Annotated in this window: 10 protein-coding genes; 5 read left to right on the plus strand and 5 right to left on the minus strand. The window is 68.5% G+C overall.

Features of this window, described 5'->3' with window-relative positions:
- The first annotated feature begins 182 nt into the window (after positions 1 to 182).
- From ACV229_RS01055 to ACV229_RS01065, 3 genes are all read left to right on the plus strand, one after another.
- Positions 183 to 1,646: a sialidase family protein gene (locus tag ACV229_RS01055; protein WP_448081256.1), complete on the plus strand. Its 1,464-nt coding sequence runs from the start codon at positions 183 to 185 to the stop codon at positions 1,644 to 1,646.
- A gap of 607 nt (positions 1,647 to 2,253) precedes the next feature.
- Positions 2,254 to 4,284: a TonB-dependent receptor gene (locus tag ACV229_RS01060; protein WP_448081257.1), complete on the plus strand. Its 2,031-nt coding sequence runs from the start codon at positions 2,254 to 2,256 to the stop codon at positions 4,282 to 4,284.
- Positions 4,285 to 4,799: 515 nt separating this feature from the next.
- Positions 4,800 to 6,425 carry a methyl-accepting chemotaxis protein gene (locus ACV229_RS01065; protein WP_448081258.1) on the plus strand — a complete coding sequence of 542 codons (1,626 nt, stop codon included), beginning with the start codon at positions 4,800 to 4,802 and terminating at the stop codon, positions 6,423 to 6,425.
- Between the two features lie 112 nt (positions 6,426 to 6,537).
- On the opposite strand, the gene ACV229_RS01070 is transcribed toward ACV229_RS01065, so the two are convergent.
- The 4 genes from ACV229_RS01070 to ACV229_RS01085 all read right to left on the minus strand — a co-directional run bounded on the left by ACV229_RS01070 (position 6,538) and on the right by ACV229_RS01085 (position 11,329).
- Entirely contained in the window at positions 6,538 to 8,022 is a 1,485-nt protein-coding gene (locus ACV229_RS01070; protein WP_448081259.1) for an MFS transporter, read from the minus strand.
- A 98-nt stretch (positions 8,023 to 8,120) separates the two neighbouring features.
- Entirely contained in the window at positions 8,121 to 9,332 is a 1,212-nt protein-coding gene (locus ACV229_RS01075; RefSeq protein WP_448081260.1) for a CaiB/BaiF CoA transferase family protein, read from the minus strand.
- Complete coding sequence (locus tag ACV229_RS01080; RefSeq protein ID WP_448081261.1) at positions 9,329 to 10,270, minus strand: hydroxymethylglutaryl-CoA lyase; 942 nt, start codon at positions 10,268 to 10,270, stop codon at positions 9,329 to 9,331. Before ACV229_RS01080 ends, ACV229_RS01075 begins: the two co-directional genes overlap by 4 nt.
- Positions 10,271 to 10,423: 153 nt before the next feature.
- The gene (locus tag ACV229_RS01085) at positions 10,424 to 11,329 is read right to left on the minus strand and encodes a LysR family transcriptional regulator (RefSeq protein ID WP_448081262.1); all 906 of its coding nucleotides are present in this window, start codon (positions 11,327 to 11,329) and stop codon (positions 10,424 to 10,426) included.
- Positions 11,330 to 11,496: 167 nt separating this feature from the next.
- On the opposite strand from ACV229_RS01085, the gene ACV229_RS01090 reads away from it, so the two are divergent.
- Together ACV229_RS01090 and otsA are read left to right on the plus strand one after the other, a co-directional pair.
- Entirely contained in the window at positions 11,497 to 13,284 is a 1,788-nt protein-coding gene (locus tag ACV229_RS01090) for an adenosylcobalamin-dependent ribonucleoside-diphosphate reductase (RefSeq protein WP_448081263.1), read from the plus strand.
- Positions 13,285 to 13,555: 271 nt separating this feature from the next.
- Positions 13,556 to 14,962, plus strand: coding sequence for an alpha,alpha-trehalose-phosphate synthase (UDP-forming) (gene otsA, locus ACV229_RS01095; protein ID WP_448081264.1), 1,407 nt, complete (start codon positions 13,556 to 13,558; stop codon positions 14,960 to 14,962).
- 31 nt (positions 14,963 to 14,993) lie between these two features.
- On the opposite strand, the gene ACV229_RS01100 is transcribed toward otsA, so the two are convergent.
- Positions 14,994 to 15,461, minus strand: a complete 468-nt coding sequence (locus ACV229_RS01100) for an OsmC family protein (protein WP_448081265.1) — start codon at positions 15,459 to 15,461, stop codon at positions 14,994 to 14,996.
- Positions 15,462 to 15,519 lie beyond the last annotated feature (58 nt).

A 15,519-nucleotide genomic window follows, 5' to 3' on the forward strand; every position in this document is an offset into this window, starting at 1 on the left:
GATGGCTGAAGCGGCAACCTGAACGACGTGCGCCCGCGCGATGTGCCATTGCGCGTGTCGCCGTGCGTTCACGCTCCGCGCGCGGGCCTGCCCGCGGCATGCCGCCACGTGACGGGACGTGACGGTGCACGTTGCCGCGGCCTGTCCGGCCACTGCTTCCGCACGTCAACGAGGAGCAGTCCATGCGACGCACTACCCTGCCTCATCCGTTTCCACATCCGTCCGTTACCCGATTGACCGCCGTTGCCGCTGCCACGCTCGCGTTCGCGGCCCTCGCGCACGCGGACCCCGTGCGCGTGTCGGGCCCGAGCCCGTACGCGGCCTGCACGATCGGCGGCCCCGGCACCGTGTACGTGAACGCCGAGGTCGAGCCATGGCTCGCGGTGAACCCGGCCAAGCCGTCGAACATGATCGGCGTGTGGCAGCAGGACCGCTGGTCGAACGGCGGCGCGCACGGCCTCGTCGCGGGCTACACGTTCGACGGCGGCGCCACCTGGGCGCAGACGACTCAACCGTTCAGCGCGTGCGCGCCGGGCGGGCTGCCGTACGAGCGCGCGTCCGATCCGTGGGTGTCGATCGGGCCGGACGGCATCGCCTATTCGGTGTCGATCTCGTTCAACCAGTCGAACAACAGCAACGCGGTCGCGGCGTCAGTGTCGACCGACGGCGGCCAGACGTGGAGCAGCCCGGCACTGCTGATCCAGAACAATGAACCGACGACGCAGTTCTTCAACGACAAGGAGTCGGTCACCGCGAACCCGGTGAAGGCCGGCACCGCCTATGCGGTGTGGGACCGCCTCCAGTTGCCGAACGGCAATCCGTACGCAAACCTGCACACCGCGGCATTTCGCGGGCCGACGTACTTCTCGAAGACGACGGATGGCGGCAAGACATGGAGCACGGCGAGGAACATCGTCGACGTGCCGTCGCGTCAGCAGACGATCGGCAACCAGATCGTCGTCGATCCGAAGAGCGGCACGCTCTACGATTTCTTCGACCTGATCCGGCCGCCGTTCAGCCAGGCTGCCGGCAGGGTCGCGTTCGTCAAGTCGACCGACGACGGGCACAGCTGGACAAAACCGCAAGTGATCGCCGCATTGCAGACGGTGGGCGTCACGGATCCGAACACGGGCGAGCCGGTGCGCACCGGCGACATCATTCCGGAGCCGGCGATCGATCCCGCGACCGGTCAGCTCTACGTCGTGTGGCAGGACTCGCGCTTCAACGGCGGCAAATACGACGAGATCGCATTGTCGACGTCGACCGACGGCGGCGTGACGTGGAGCGCGCCGCTGCAGGTGAATACACCGACCGGGCGCGCGGCGTTCAACCCGTCGGTGCGCGTCGACAACACGGGCGCGGTGATGGTCACCTACTACGACTTCCGCGACCTGCTCGCAGGCAACACGACGACGCTGCCGACCAACTTCTGGCGCAAGATCTCGCTCGACGGCGGCAAGACCTTCGTCGCCGAGCGACGCGTCGGCGGGCCGTTCGACCTGAAGATCGCGCCAAACGCTGAGGGCTTCTTCATCGGCGATTACGAGGGACTCGACGTGGGCCCGTCGTCGTCGTTCCATCCGTTCTTCATCCAGACCAACTCGGGCAATCTCGCGAACCGCACGGACGTGTTCTTCGCGCCGTGACACGCGCGCGCTTTCGCGACCGCCGCGCGGCGGCCATCCGCCGCGTCGTCGCCACGTTCGCGCAGCGTGCAACGACGATACGGGCGCCGCGCGGGCGGCGGCGCCTGTATCTCGACCGTCGTGCCGTGCCGCCGGCGCGGCCACGCGTCACTGCGTGTCGGTCAGCACGGTGCGGCCGTCGACCTGCCCCGCGCGCAGCGTCGCGACCACGTCGTTGATGTTGCCGAGGCGGTCGCGGTGGATGTGCGGCTCCCCGCCTTTCTCCAGCCTGACGGAGTGCCTGCGAAAAACGGCTGTCGGGCACAGATTTGGTCGATCAAGCGAAGCTGTAACGAAAGCTTTCGTTTTGAATTTGAAATGATATAACGTATCATTTCACCGACTCGGCCGCCGCCGGGATATGACACGTACGCCGGCACGTCCGCTGGCACGCACGTGCAAGTCCCGTCGTCAGGCCCGATCCCGACGGGCCACTACACGCGATGGATGTAACAATATATCGTATCGAATGCGTGGGGTGCCCCGGTTTGACTCCACCCGAACGACCACACCAACCATGCGCGACCTCCCTCGCTTACCTCTCCGCCCGCTCTCCCCGCTTCCGCTGATGATGCTCGCGACCGTCGCGCACGCGCAGGCCGACACGCCCGCCGCAACCAACGTGCCCGCCGCCGGCGAGCCGCTCGCGCCGATCTTCGTGACCGCGAACCCGCTCGGCGACGCGCAGCTGATCGCGCCGACCGCGCAACTGTCGGGCGACGCGCTCACGCGCCGTCAGGCGGACTCGCTCGGCGAGACCCTGAACGGCCTGCCCGGCGTGTCGACGACGACCTACGGCCCGATGGTCGGCCGCCCGATCATCCGCGGGATGGACGGCGACCGGATCCGGCTGCTGCAGAACGGCGTCGCCGCGTACGACGCGTCGTCGCTGTCGTTCGACCACGCGGTGCCGCTGGATCCGCTGACGATCGAGCGCGTCGAGATCGTGCGCGGCCCGGCTGCGCTGCTGTATGGCGGCAATGCGGTCGGCGGCGTCGTCAACACGATCGACAACCGCATTCCGCGCGACGCGATCGACGGCGTGACGGGCGCGCTCGATGCGCGCTACGGCGGCGCGAATTCGGTGCGTGCGGACGCCGCGCAGGTCGAAGGCGGCAATGGCCGCTTCGCGTTTCACGTCGATGCGTTCGACCGCGAGACGAGCAAGCTTCGGATCCCCGGCTACGCGCACAGCGACGCGCAACGTGCGCTCGACGGCCCGGACGCGCCGCAGCCGTACGGCAGCGTGCCGAACAGCGACGGCCGCGTGCACGGCGGCGCGCTCGGCGCGTCGTACACGTGGGCGGACGGCTTCACGGGCCTGTCGTACAGCGGCTACGAGTCGAACTACGGCTCCGTCGCCGAGGACGACGTGCGCCTGCGGATGCGCCAGGAGCGTCTCGCGGTCGCGTCCGAGGTGCGCAACTTGAGCGGGCCGTTCTCGCAGCTGAAATTCGACTTCGCGTATACCGATTACCGGCACAAGGAAGTCGACCACGGCGAAACCGCGACGATGTTCCGCAATCGCGGCTACGAAGCGCGCATCGAGGCGCGGCACCGCAAGGTCGGCCCGTTCGAGGGGGCGCTCGGCGTGCAGTTCGGCCAGAACACGTTCTCCGCGCTCGGCGACGAAACCCTCGTGCCGAGCACGCGCACGACAAGCGTCGCGCTGTTCGGGCTCGAGGAATGGCAGGTGTCGGACGCGCTGAAGCTGAGCGTCGGCGGCCGCTACGAGCACGTGAAGCTGCAGCCCGATCCGGCGGGCATCGAGAAATTCGCCGGTGCGCAGCCGCGCGACTTCAACGCGGGCAGCGTGTCCGCGGGCGCGCTGTTCTCGTTGACGCCGGTGTGGTCGGTGGCCGCGAACGTCGCATATACGGAGCGTGCGCCGACCTTCTACGAACTGTATTCGAACGGCCCGCACAATGCGACCGGCCAGTTCCTGATCGGCAACCCGAACGCGTCGAAGGAGAAGGCCGTATCGACCGACCTGTCGCTGCGCTACGCGAGCGGGCCGAACCGTGGCAGCGTCGGCGTGTTCTACAACCGCTTCTCGAACTACCTGACCGAGTTCAACACGGGCCGCATCGTCGACGCCGATGACGAGCCGGTCGCGCCCGGCACCGACGGCGCCTTGTACGAGGCGGTCTATCGCGGCGTGCGCGCCGAGTTCTACGGCATCGAGCTGGACGGCAAGTGGCGCGCGTTCGCGCGGCGCGGCCATACGGTCGATCTCGAGCTGACCGCCGACTACACGCATGCGCGCAACGTCGACACCGGCCAGCCGCTGCCGCGCATCGCGCCGCTGCGTGCGACGCTCGCGACCGACTACGGGTACGGGCCGTTCGGCGCGCGCACACAGGTCACGCACGCGTGGGCGCAGCACCGCGTGCCCGACAACGATCTGCCGACTGCAGGCTACACATCGCTCGGCGTGATGCTGACCTACAAGTTCCGGGTCGGCGCGACGCACTGGCTCGCATACCTGCGCGGCGACAACCTGACGAACCAGGACATCCGCTACGCGAGCTCTGTCGTGCGCGGCTTCGCACCGGAAGGCGGCCGCAGCGCGATGGCCGGCTTGCGGACAACCTTCTGACCGCACGGGTTCGTCGGCGTCACGCCAGGGCGGCGGCCGCGCATGGACGCGGCCATGCCCGGCCGGACGCCGGCGCGACAGGCGATGCGCAGCCGACCAGTCGTACCGGGCAAACGGGTGCCGCGTCACGTCATGCACGCAGGCCGCGCTCCGCGCGCGTATCGAGAACGATCGCGGCAATAAAAACCATATTGAATGCAAACGTCAGACGAATTGAAAGATATTTACTGGTGATTTTAAGATTTAATCGGGTCGGTTGAGTTTTCGATAATGGTCTCGCCGTTCATTCGACAATAAATAATTTAATCACGAATGATTGCGGTCTTTTCAATTTCCGTAACAGTAGGCTCGGGCGGCTCGTCCATAAACGCCGGATTTGAAAATATCAGGGTTTAGGAAGGGTAAAGATTGATCGGAAATACCCGTTAATGCCGGCACGACCCGGATAGCGGGTCGAACAACAACAACCCCACCGCTATTCATTCCTTCAGAGGCCAATCGTGAAAATCGCCAGAATGTCCATCAAAGCAAAACTGCTTGGCGGCTTCGGCCTGCTTGCCGCGGTCGTCGTGATCGTGTCGGGCATGGCGCTCAAGGCACTGTCCGATACGAACGACGAGTTTTCTCGGTACATGAACGGCGTCAACGCGCGCGCGAACCTGGCCGCGGAGATCCGCACGGCGGTCGACGAGCGCGCGATCGCGGCGCGCAACCTCGTGCTCGTCACGAAGCCGGCCGATGTCGAACTCGAACTGGCCGACGTGCAGCGCGCGCACAAGGACGTGCAGGACCGCCTCGCGAAGCTGAAGGACCTGGTGGCGATCGGAAGCGGCGCGACCGACCGCGCGCGCGAACTGGTCGACGACATCGCGCGCGTCGAGAGCAGCTACGGCCCGGTCGCGCTGAACATCGTCGGCCTCGCGCAGAGCGGCAAAAAGGACGAAGCGATCGCCGAGATCGACAGCCATTGCCGCCCGCTGCTCGCGCAGCTCGTGCGCGCGACCGACGCGTACGCGACCCACACGCACACGCGCGAGCTCACGATCGCGCAGGCGTTCGCGGCCCGCTACGCGAGCGAGCGCGACCTGCTCGTCGTGATCAGCGTGCTGGCGGTTGCGCTCGCGATCGGCGGCGGCTTGTGGATCACGCGGGCGATCACGACGCCGATCGTCAAGGCGGTCGACGTCGCGCGCACGGTGGCCGACGGCGATCTCGGCAGCCATATCGACGTGCGCGGCAACGACGAGACGCGCGACCTGCTCGACGCGTTGCATACGATGAATGCGCGGCTGATCGACATCGTGGGCCGCGTGCGCGATTCGTCGAACAGCATCGCGACCGCGGTCGGCGAGATCGCGTCGGGCAACCTCGACCTGAGCCAGCGCACCGAGGAACAGGCCGCGTCGCTGCAGGAGACGGCCGCGACGATGGAGCAGTTCACGTCGACGGTGCGCCTGAATGCGGAAAACGCGCAGCAGGCGAGCACGCTCGCCGCGAACGCGTCGGACGTCGCGCAGCGCGGCAGCCATGTGGTCGGGCGCGTCGTCGACACGATGACGGAGATCGGCGACAGCTCGTCGAAGATCGCGGACATCACGGGCATCATCGAAGGGATCGCGTTCCAGACCAACATCCTCGCGCTGAACGCGGCGGTCGAAGCGGCCCGCGCGGGCGAACAGGGGCGCGGCTTCGCGGTCGTCGCGAGCGAGGTACGCAGCCTCGCGCAGCGCTCGTCGACGGCGGCGAAGGAGATCAAGGAGCTGATCACCGCATCGGTGCAGACGATCCGCGACGGCTCGACGCTCGCCGGCGAAGCCGGCCGGACGATGACCGACGTCACGCAGGCGGTCGCGCGCGTGACCGACATCATGGGCGAGATCGCGGCCGCGTCCGCCGAGCAGAGCCGCGGCATCGACCAGGTCAACCTGACGATCACGCAAATGGATCAGACGACACAGCAGAACGCGGCGCTCGTCGAGCAGGCCGCGGCCGCGTCGAAGTCGCTCGACGCGCAGGGGCGCGAACTCGCCCAGACGGTCGCCGCGTTCCGGATGCCGGGCGGCGAACGCGCGCGGTTCTCATCGCCAGCATCGCGCGCACCGGGCGCCGGCGCGCGCGACTGGCAGTCGGCCGCTGTGTGACGGAGCCGCGCGATGCAGACGCCGCGCCTGTCACCGGCCTGCGTGCCGCGCGCCCGAGCCGCCCGTGGCGCGGGCGCGCGCGGCACGCGGATCGGCTGCGCGGTTGCTGCGTTCAGCGGGAAATGTCCTCGAGCGCGACATCGCGCGTTCTCGGCCCGAGCAGCGCGACCGCGGCAATCACGATCGCCATCGCCGCCGAGATGAACACGAACACGCCGCTCACGCCGAACTCGCGCAGGCACCACGCGATCACGAACGACGAGAACATCGCGCTCACGCGGCTCCACGAATAGACGAAGCCGACTGCGCGGGCGCGGATGCTGGTCGGGAACAGCTCGGCCTGGTACGCGTGATAGCTGTACGAGATGATGTTGCCGGCCAGCACGAGGCACACGCCGAGGCCGACCAGCAGCACGGTCTCGCGTGCCTGGCTGAACAGCAGCCCGCACACGACGTTGAGCGCGGCCATCCCGATGATCACGGCCTTGCGCTCGAAGCGGTCGGCGATCAGCAGGCCGACGAGCGGCCCGATCGGCGCCGCGATCGCGATGATCGACGCATACATCAGGCTCGTCGTCACGGTGATGCCCTGCCTGACGAGCAGCGTCGGCACCCAGTTCGCGAAGCCGTAATAGCCGACCGTCTGGAACACGTGGAAGATCACGAGCATCGCGACGCGCTGGCGATAAGGCGCCACCAGCAGGTCGCGGAACGCGGCCTTCGGCCGCACCGGCTCGGGCTCCGCGGGCGGTGGCAGCGGCCGGCCGGTGTCGCGCTGCACGCGCGCCTCGAGGCGCGTCATCACCGCGTCGGCTTCGTCGATCCGCCCTTGCTGCGCGAGCCAGCGCGGGCTTTCCGGCAGGCGCCGGCGGATGAACCACACGCCGACCGCGGCGACGACGCCGATCAGCACCACGCAGCGCCAGCCGTCGAGCCCGAACACCGTGCGCGGCACGAGCCCGTACGACAGGAACGCGACCGCGGGCACCGCGCAGAAGCCGACCGCCTGCGAACACGCGGACGCGCGGCCGCGGATATGCTTCGGCACGAGTTCGGAAACATAAGTGCCGATCGTGACGATCTCGACGCCGATGCCGATTCCCGCGATGAAGCGCCACAGGTTCAGGCCGAACGCGGTGTCCTGGAACGCCATCACGATGTTCGCCGCCGTGTACCACAGCAGCGACCACGTGAAGATCGCGCGCCGGCCGAAGCGGTCTGCCAGAAAGCCGCAGCACGCGGTGCCGATGAACAGCCCCGCGAACAGCGCGGCGATGAAGCTCGCGACGCCGCTGGTGCCGAACAGCCCGTGCGTGGTGGCGCTCAGCAGGCCGCTGCGGACCAGCCCCGGCGCGATGTAGCCGGAAAACATCAGGTCATACAGCTCGAAGAACAGCCCGAGGCTGAGCAGCATCACGAGCTGCCAGATCGTGCGCGTCGCGGGCAGCCGGTCGAGGCGCGCGGAAATGCGTGCGGCCGCGAGCCGCGTGTCGATGGGCGCCGCCTGCGCGCCGGCGGGCGCGAGCGCGGCGTCGGGTGCGCCGGGCCCGCCGGTGACGGCAGGCGGTGCGGAAAGGATCACCTTGGACGAATGCATCGTCTGTCTCCGTGATGGCCGGTCTGTCGCCGGTCCTTGGTTGAGCAGGATACCGCGCGCGGCAGGGACGGGCCGCCGCGCCGCGCGTACGGGCGGCGTCACGCGGCCGGCGCAGGCGTTGGGATCGGCGTCGGCGCGGATGCGGCCAGCGCCGCGATCTGCGCATCGTCGTAGCCGAGCTCGCGCAGCACCTCGGCCGTGTGCTCGCCGACGCGTGCGATCGGCCGCCGCGGCGGCAGGCGTTGCCCGTCGAGCGAGAACGGCAGCAGCGGCATCGGCGTCTGCGAACCGTCGTCGAGCGTCAGCGGCGCGAGCCCGCCGCTTTCGAGCAGGTGCGGATCGTCGAACAGGTCCTCGGGCTTCGTGATCGATGCGAACGGCACGTGGTGCCGCTCGAACAGCGGCACGAGCGTCTCGCGCGCCATCGTGCGCAGCGTGTCGCCGAGCGTCGCGAGCAGCCACGGCCGCGCGGCGACGCGGTCGTTGTTGGTCGCGAGCGCGGGATCGGCAAGCAGGTCGGCGCGGCCGAGGATCGTGCACAGCGCGCGCCACTGCGCATCGCCCGTCGCCGCGACGAACATCTGCTCACCGTCGGCCAGCTCGAACACGTCGTAGACGGCCCACGCGCTGATCCGCTCCGGCATCGGCGCGGCCGGCACGCCGGTCGCCGCATACTGCTGCATGTGCTGCGCGGACAGCAGCACGCAGTTCTCGAACAGCGCGCTCTGCACTTCCTTGCCCTGCCCGGTGGCCTGCCGTTCGAACAGCGCGGCGAGCACGCCGATTGCGCCGAACATTCCGCCCATGATGTCGTTGACGGAACTGCCCGCGCGCAGCGGCCGGCCCACCGGACCCGTCATGTACGCAAGCCCCGCCATCATCTGCACGACTTCGTCGAGCGCGAGCCGGTGCTGGTAAGGACCGTCGAGAAAGCCCTTGTGCGACACGTAGACGAGACGCCGATTGCGTTGCCTGAGCGTCGTGTAGTCGAGCCCGAGCGACGCCATGCGGCCGGGCCTGAAGTTCTCGACGAACACGTCCGCGCTGTCGACGAGGCGCTGCAGCGCGGCGAGCCCGTCGCGCGTGTCGAGGTCGAGCGCGACGCTCTTCTTGTTGCGGTTGAAGGTGCGAAAGAAGCCCGCGCCGGTGCCGAGCAGCCGGCGCGTGCCGTCGCCGCGCGGCGGTTCGACCTTGATCACGTCGGCGCCGAGATCGCCGAGGATCATCCCGCAGGTCGGGCCCATCACCATGTGCGACAGTTCGACGACGCGGATGCCGGCAAGCGGCAGCGAGGAAGCGGAAGCGCTCATGCGTTCACCTGTGAGTCGAGCAGGAAGGCGGGCACGCCGGCGCGCGCGACGTAGCCGTACAGCGGTTCGCCGGGCAGCGCGTCGGCGAGCACGTCGCGCGACGCGATCAGCCGAGCGAGATCGATGCCGGTCGCGTAGCCCATCGCGTGCAGCATGAAGACGAGGTCCTCGGTGTTCACGTTGCCGGTCGCGCCCGGCGCATGCGGGCAGCCGCCGAGGCCGGCGAGCGATGCGTCGAACGCGCGGATGCCGTGCTGAAGCGCGATCACGGTATTCGCGAGGCCGAGCCCGCGCGTGTCGTGAAAATGCAGCGAACGCAGCCGTGCGCCGGCTACCGCGCGCACGCGGTCGATCACGTCGCCGACCTGGCGCGGTGTCGCGTGGCCCGTCGTGTCGCCGAGCGCGACGGTGTCCGCGCCCGCCGCGAGCGCGCGCTGCGCGATGCGCACGACGTCGTCGACCGGCACCGCGCCCTGCAGCGTGCAGCCGAACACCGTCGACAGCCCGGCGACCGTCTCCGCGCGGCCGTGCGCGATCGCGCAGATCGCCGCGAACGTATCGAGCATCGCGTCAGGCGTCTTGCGCACGTTCGCCATGCTGTGCGCGGCGCTGACCGACAGCGGCACGACGAGGCCGTGCACGCCGGATGCGAGCGCGCGTTCCGCGCCCTTCTCGTTCGGCACCAGTGCGCTGACGCGCAGGCCGGGATAGGTGAGCGCATGCGCGACGACGGCGTCGGCATCGGCCATTTGCGGCAGCAGCTTCGGCGGCACGAACGACGCCACCTCCATGTGCCGCACGCCAGCCGCATACGCGGCATCGATCCAGCGGCGCTTCGCGTCGGTCGCCATCATGCGGGCGACGCTCTGCAGCCCGTCGCGCATCCCGACTTCGGTGATCGTGACCGGCAGCGCGTGCGGTCCATCGCGTGAATCCATCGTCTCCATCCTGTCTTGTGAGGAACCCGGATGTGAGCGTGCCGCGTCGCGCGCGCGCTGCACAGTCTGGAATGACGATGGCGGCCATCGTGACGCGCGATGGCCGCACGGCCCCGTCGCACGGGGCGCAGCGGTGGGTGCGGGAAAAACCTGTCAGGGTTTGTCGGGGGTCGCGAGCAGGTGTTCGAGCAGCCGCGCGGCCGGCAGCGACAGGGTTGCGCGTTCGCGCATGCAGATCACGAAGCTGCGTTCGGCCCACGCATCGTCGAGCGGAATCGCGGCGAGCTTGCCGGGCCCGCCGCTGCGCCGTTCGAGCGCCTCGCGCGGCAGCACCGCGATGCCGAGGCCCGCCTCGATGAAGCGATACGCGGCGTCGATCGTCGACACACAGGTGCGGTAGGTCAGGTCGCGGCCCTTCTCCGCCGCGATGCGCTGCATCAGTGCATTGACGGACGCATTCGACGCGAGGCCGAGCTGGTCGTAGTCGAGCGTGTCGACGAAGCCGACGGCGGTGCGCGCCGCAAGCGGATGCGCGATCGGCACGATCGCGGCGAGATGGTCGCCGCGGTACGGGATGGTCTGCAGCGATCCGGTCGGCACGAAGCCGCGGCAAATGCCGAGGTCGCCCTGTCCTTCCTCGACGCCGCGCACGATGTCGACGCTCACGCGTTCGTCGAGATCGACGCGCACGTGCGGATGCGTCTGCAGAAAGGCGGCCAGCGCCTCGGGCAGGAATTCGACCATCGACGACACGTTCGCCAGCACGCGCACGTGGCCGCGCGTGCCCGATGCGTATTCGCCGAGCTCGGCCTGCAGGCGTTCGTAGCTGCGCATGATCTGCCGCGCGTGCAGCAGCAGCGCATCGCCCGCGGCGGTCGTGCGCACGCCGCGCTGGCTGCGCGACAGCAGCGCGACGTCGACGAGCGCTTCGAGATCCGCGAGCCGCTTGCTGACCGCGGAAGGTGCGATGAATTCGCGTTCGGCCGCGCGCGCGATCGAACCTTCCTCGCAGACGGCGATGAACAGGCGCAAGGTCATCTGATCGATTTGCCAGCTCATAGGAAGGCTCGGGATGCGCGAACAAGGGGCGCCTAGCATACGACAATTCGCGCTATACGACATACGCATGCGTGTCGAGCCATGAAGCCGCGACCGATTGCGTTTGATCAAAATCGCCGCGCCGGCGCTTCGTAAAGTGTCCGTATCGCACGCATGAAAGCGCCGCCATGGACGAACAGCCGGTATGTGCCGCAGTGCTCGCCGATCGCTATGCGCGTGCGGGCGAGACGACGCGCGCCGCGATCTTCCGGCGCGTCGCGCATGCGCTTGCGCTTGCCGAGCCGATGACGTCGCGCGCGCGCGTCGAGCAGCAGTTCTATCGCAACATGCAGCGCGGCGCGATCGGCGCGGGCCGCATCATGGCGAACGCGGGCGCCGGCTCGGACGGCACGATGGTGAACTGCTTCGTGCATCCGGTCGCGATGCCCGACGACGCGTCGGTCAAGGCCGTGCATGCGGCGCTTGCGCGGGCGCTCGACGAAGCGCGCATCACGCTGCTGATGGGCGGCGGCGTCGGCTACGATTTTTCGTCGATGCCGCCCGTGGCGGCCTACGAACGGCGCGGCCCCGATACGCCCGACGTATGCGCGGCGATCGACCGCTTCGACCTGCTGTGCCGCGCCTTGCCGTACGCGGGGCCGCGGCACGGCGCGCAAATGGCGGTGCTGCGCTGCGACCATCCGGACATCGTCGAGTTCGTCGGCGCGAAGCGCGGCCGGCGGCGCTGGCCGACGTTCAACCTATCGGTGGGCGTCACCGACGCGTTCATGGAAGCGGTCGCGGACAACCTGCCCTGGATCCTGCGTCATCGCGTGCCGCCGTGCGCGCCGTCGTGCACGCAAACGGCGCTGCCCGACGGCAACTGGATCTACGCGACGCTGCCCGCCCGCGCGCTGTGGCATGCGATCGTAAACGAGGCACGCGACAGTTCCGAGCCGGGGCTGCTGTTTCTCGACACGATCGGCGCGGCCGACTCGCTGCGCGCGCACGAGCACATCCATGCGACGAATCCGTGCGGCGAGCAGCCGCTGCCCGCCTACGGCAGCTGTGTGCTCGGGCCGATCGACCTGTCGCGTCTCGTGCGCCATCCGTTCGGCATCGACGGCGCGCCGCATTTCGATTTCGCGACGCTGGCCGACGAGGTGCGCGTGCTGGTGCGCATGCTCGACAACGTGATCGACCTGACGGTCTGGCCGCTCGCCGCACATGCGCGCGAAGCGCACGAAAAACGGCGCATCGGCATCGGCGTAACGGGGCTCGCCGATGCGCTGGCGATGCTGCGGCTACGCTACGACAGCGGCGCCGCGCGGATGGTCGCGCGCGAGATCGCGCTGACGATGCGCCAGCACGCGTTCTCCGCATCGGCGTCGCTCGCGGCCGAACGCGGCGTGTTTCCCGCATTCGATCCTGCCGACTATCTCGACGGCCCCGCGTATCATCGCGCGCCGCTGCCGCTCGCGGTGCGCCAGGCGATCGCCCGTCACGGGCTGCGCAACAGCCATCTGCTGTCGTTCGCGCCGGCGGGCAGCGTGAGTCTCGCATTCGGCGACAACTGCTCGCACGGCATCGAGCCCGCGATCGACTGGGTGCAGCGCCGCCACGTGCGCACCGGTGACAACCATATGCATGCGATTCGTGCGGAGAATCACGCTTACCGGCTGTTCCGGCAGCTGCACGGCGAACTCGCGCCGCTGCCCGACTACTTCGTGAAGGCCACCGACATCGATCCGGCCGACCACGTGTCGATGCTCGCCGCGTTGCAGCCGTGCGTCGACGCGGCGATCTCGAAGACCGTCAACGTCGACCGGCGCTGCTCGCTCGCGCAGGTCGACGCGCTGTTCTTCGCCGCATGGCGCGAGCGCCTGAAAGGCATCACGATCTTCCGTCCCGATCCGTCGTTCGCATCGGTGATCCTCGGCGGCATCACCGGGCAAGCGGAGACGCACGCGTGCTGAGCGTCGCTGCTCATCGACGCACATCGACGCGCATTGACATAAACGCCGCGTATACATCGCCGGATCCGATTAACCCCATGCGCGATGCAGGCTTTTAAAACCGACGAATGCCGAGTATCCTAAAAAAAGCACTCCCGATCGGACGGCGGGTCGCGTGCCTTGACACCCGTCCGATCATTGCGGCCCCGTCGTGCGCCATTGCGCCGATGGCGGCACCATTCGCGCCGCATGGCCGCACAAGCCCATTCCCCACAATTCGTCAGGAGAGCTGGTGAGCCGTCTCGTCGTCGTATCGAATCGCATCGCCGATCCACGCAAGGCCGCGGCCGGCGGGCTTGCCGTTGCCGTGAAGGACAGCCTGCAGGAAACGGGCGGCGTATGGTTCGGCTGGAGCGGACGGTTGCGCGGCGAAGGCGACACGCCCGGGCGCAGCGACGACGTGCAGGTGCAGAACATCGGCGGAATCCAGCTCGCGACGATCGACCTCGATCCGCAGGATTACGACGCCTACTACCTCGGCTACTCGAACAACGTGCTGTGGCCGGTGTTCCACTACCGGCTCGATCTCGCGCAATTCGACCGACGTTTCGCGGACGGCTATCGCCGCGTGAACCAGCTGTTCGCGCGCAAGCTGCGCACGCTGCTGCGGCCCGACGACGTGGTGTGGGTACACGATTACCAGCTGATTCCGCTCGCGGCCGAATTGCGCGCGATGGGCTGCACGAACTCGATCGGCTTCTTCCTGCACATTCCGATGCCGCCGCCGCCGATCATGGCGGCGATCCCGGAACACGAATGGCTGATGCGCTCGCTGTTCGCCTACGACCTCGTCGGCTTCCAGACCGAAGCGGACCTGCTGCACTTCGAGCATTACGTCGAAGCGGAAGCCGGCGCCGCGCGCCTGCAGGACGGCAGGCTGCACGCATTCGGCCGCACGTTGTCGGCGGGCGCGTTTCCGATCGGCATCAACGTCGACGAATTCGCGGCGCTCGCGGGCGACCGCGACGGCATCGACATGTTCGAGCGGATGCGCGACGAGTATTCGCGCCGCCAGCTGCTCGTCGGCGTCGATCGTCTCGACTACACGAAGGGGCTGCCGCAGCGCGTGAACGCATTTCGCCAGCTGCTCGAACAGTATCCGGAGAACCGCAACCGCGCGACGCTGATCCAGATCGCCGCGCCGAGCCGCGAGGATCTCGGCGCGTACGACGATTTGCGGCGCGAGATGGACAGCCTGTGCGGCGCGATCAACGGTGACTATGGCGAGCTCGAATGGATGCCGATGCGCTATATCCACCGCACCGTCGCGCGCCGGCGGCTGCCGGGGCTGTATCGCGCGAGCCGCGTCGCGCTGGTCACGCCGCTGCGCGACGGGATGAATCTCGTCGCGAAGGAATTCCTCGCCGCGCAGGACGACGCCGATCCGGGCGTGCTCGTGCTGTCGCGTTTCGCGGGCGCGGCCGAGCAGCTGAAGGAAGCGCTGCTCGTCAATCCTTACGATACGCAAGGCACCGCGCAGGCGATCCAGCGCGCGCTCGCGATGTCGCTCGACGAGCGGCGCCAGCGTCACGCGGCATTGATGGCGACCGTGCGCAAGTACGACGTGCACTGGTGGCGCACGCGCTTCCTCAATGCGCTCGCCGACGCGTCCGAAATCTCCGCGGCCACGCAACCTTGATGCAGCCCTGAAGCAACCCTGAAGCGCGCGTTCAGAGACTCGTCTGCACGTCCTCGAGCACGGCGCCGTTCACGTCGCACACGTCGACGGACACCGGAATGCCCGTCCGCACGCTTTCGGTGACGACGCACAGCGCGTCGAACTGCTCGAGCGCGCGCGACGCCTGCGCGAGATCGGCCCACGGTTTGCCGATCATCAGCCGCACGGCCATCCCGCCGACCCGCACACGCCCGGTCTCGTTCTGCACCATGTCGACATCGATCTGCGCGGTGATCGGCTGCGGATCGATGTGATCTTTCTCGAGCGCGAAGAGCAGGCTCGCGGCGAGACAGTTGGCGACCGACGCGGCCAGCAGGCGCACGGGGTTCGGTCCTTGTCCCTGCCCGAGCGGCAGCGGCTCGTCGGTCAGCACGACAGGCAGGTCCGTGCCGGGAAATCGGACCTCGAAACGGTAGCGGTCGAGTTGTGCGACTTCGACCGACAGACGCTCTTCGCTCATGGCGACTCCGTCGAAAAGGGGGGGTAGGCGCACCGCCGCGCCGGATACCGATCGATTC

Source organism: Burkholderia sp. MR1-5-21 (genome assembly GCF_053427715.1).

Bases quoted from the DNA above. Each gene is read 5' to 3' on its own strand.
- ACV229_RS01055 (WP_448081256.1), top strand. From the start codon at position 183: ATGCGACGCACTACCCTGCCTCATCCGTTTCCACATCCGTCCGTTACC.
- ACV229_RS01060 (WP_448081257.1), top strand. From the start codon at position 2,254: ATGATGCTCGCGACCGTCGCGCACGCGCAGGCCGACACGCCCGCCGCA.
- ACV229_RS01065 (WP_448081258.1), top strand. From the start codon at position 4,800: ATGTCCATCAAAGCAAAACTGCTTGGCGGCTTCGGCCTGCTTGCCGCG.
- ACV229_RS01070 (WP_448081259.1), bottom strand. From the start codon at position 8,022: ATGCATTCGTCCAAGGTGATCCTTTCCGCACCGCCTGCCGTCACCGGC.
- ACV229_RS01075 (WP_448081260.1), bottom strand. From the start codon at position 9,332: ATGAGCGCTTCCGCTTCCTCGCTGCCGCTTGCCGGCATCCGCGTCGTC.
- ACV229_RS01080 (WP_448081261.1), bottom strand. From the start codon at position 10,270: ATGGATTCACGCGATGGACCGCACGCGCTGCCGGTCACGATCACCGAA.
- ACV229_RS01085 (WP_448081262.1), bottom strand. From the start codon at position 11,329: ATGAGCTGGCAAATCGATCAGATGACCTTGCGCCTGTTCATCGCCGTC.
- ACV229_RS01090 (WP_448081263.1), top strand. From the start codon at position 11,497: ATGGACGAACAGCCGGTATGTGCCGCAGTGCTCGCCGATCGCTATGCG.
- ACV229_RS01100 (WP_448081265.1), bottom strand. From the start codon at position 15,461: ATGAGCGAAGAGCGTCTGTCGGTCGAAGTCGCACAACTCGACCGCTAC.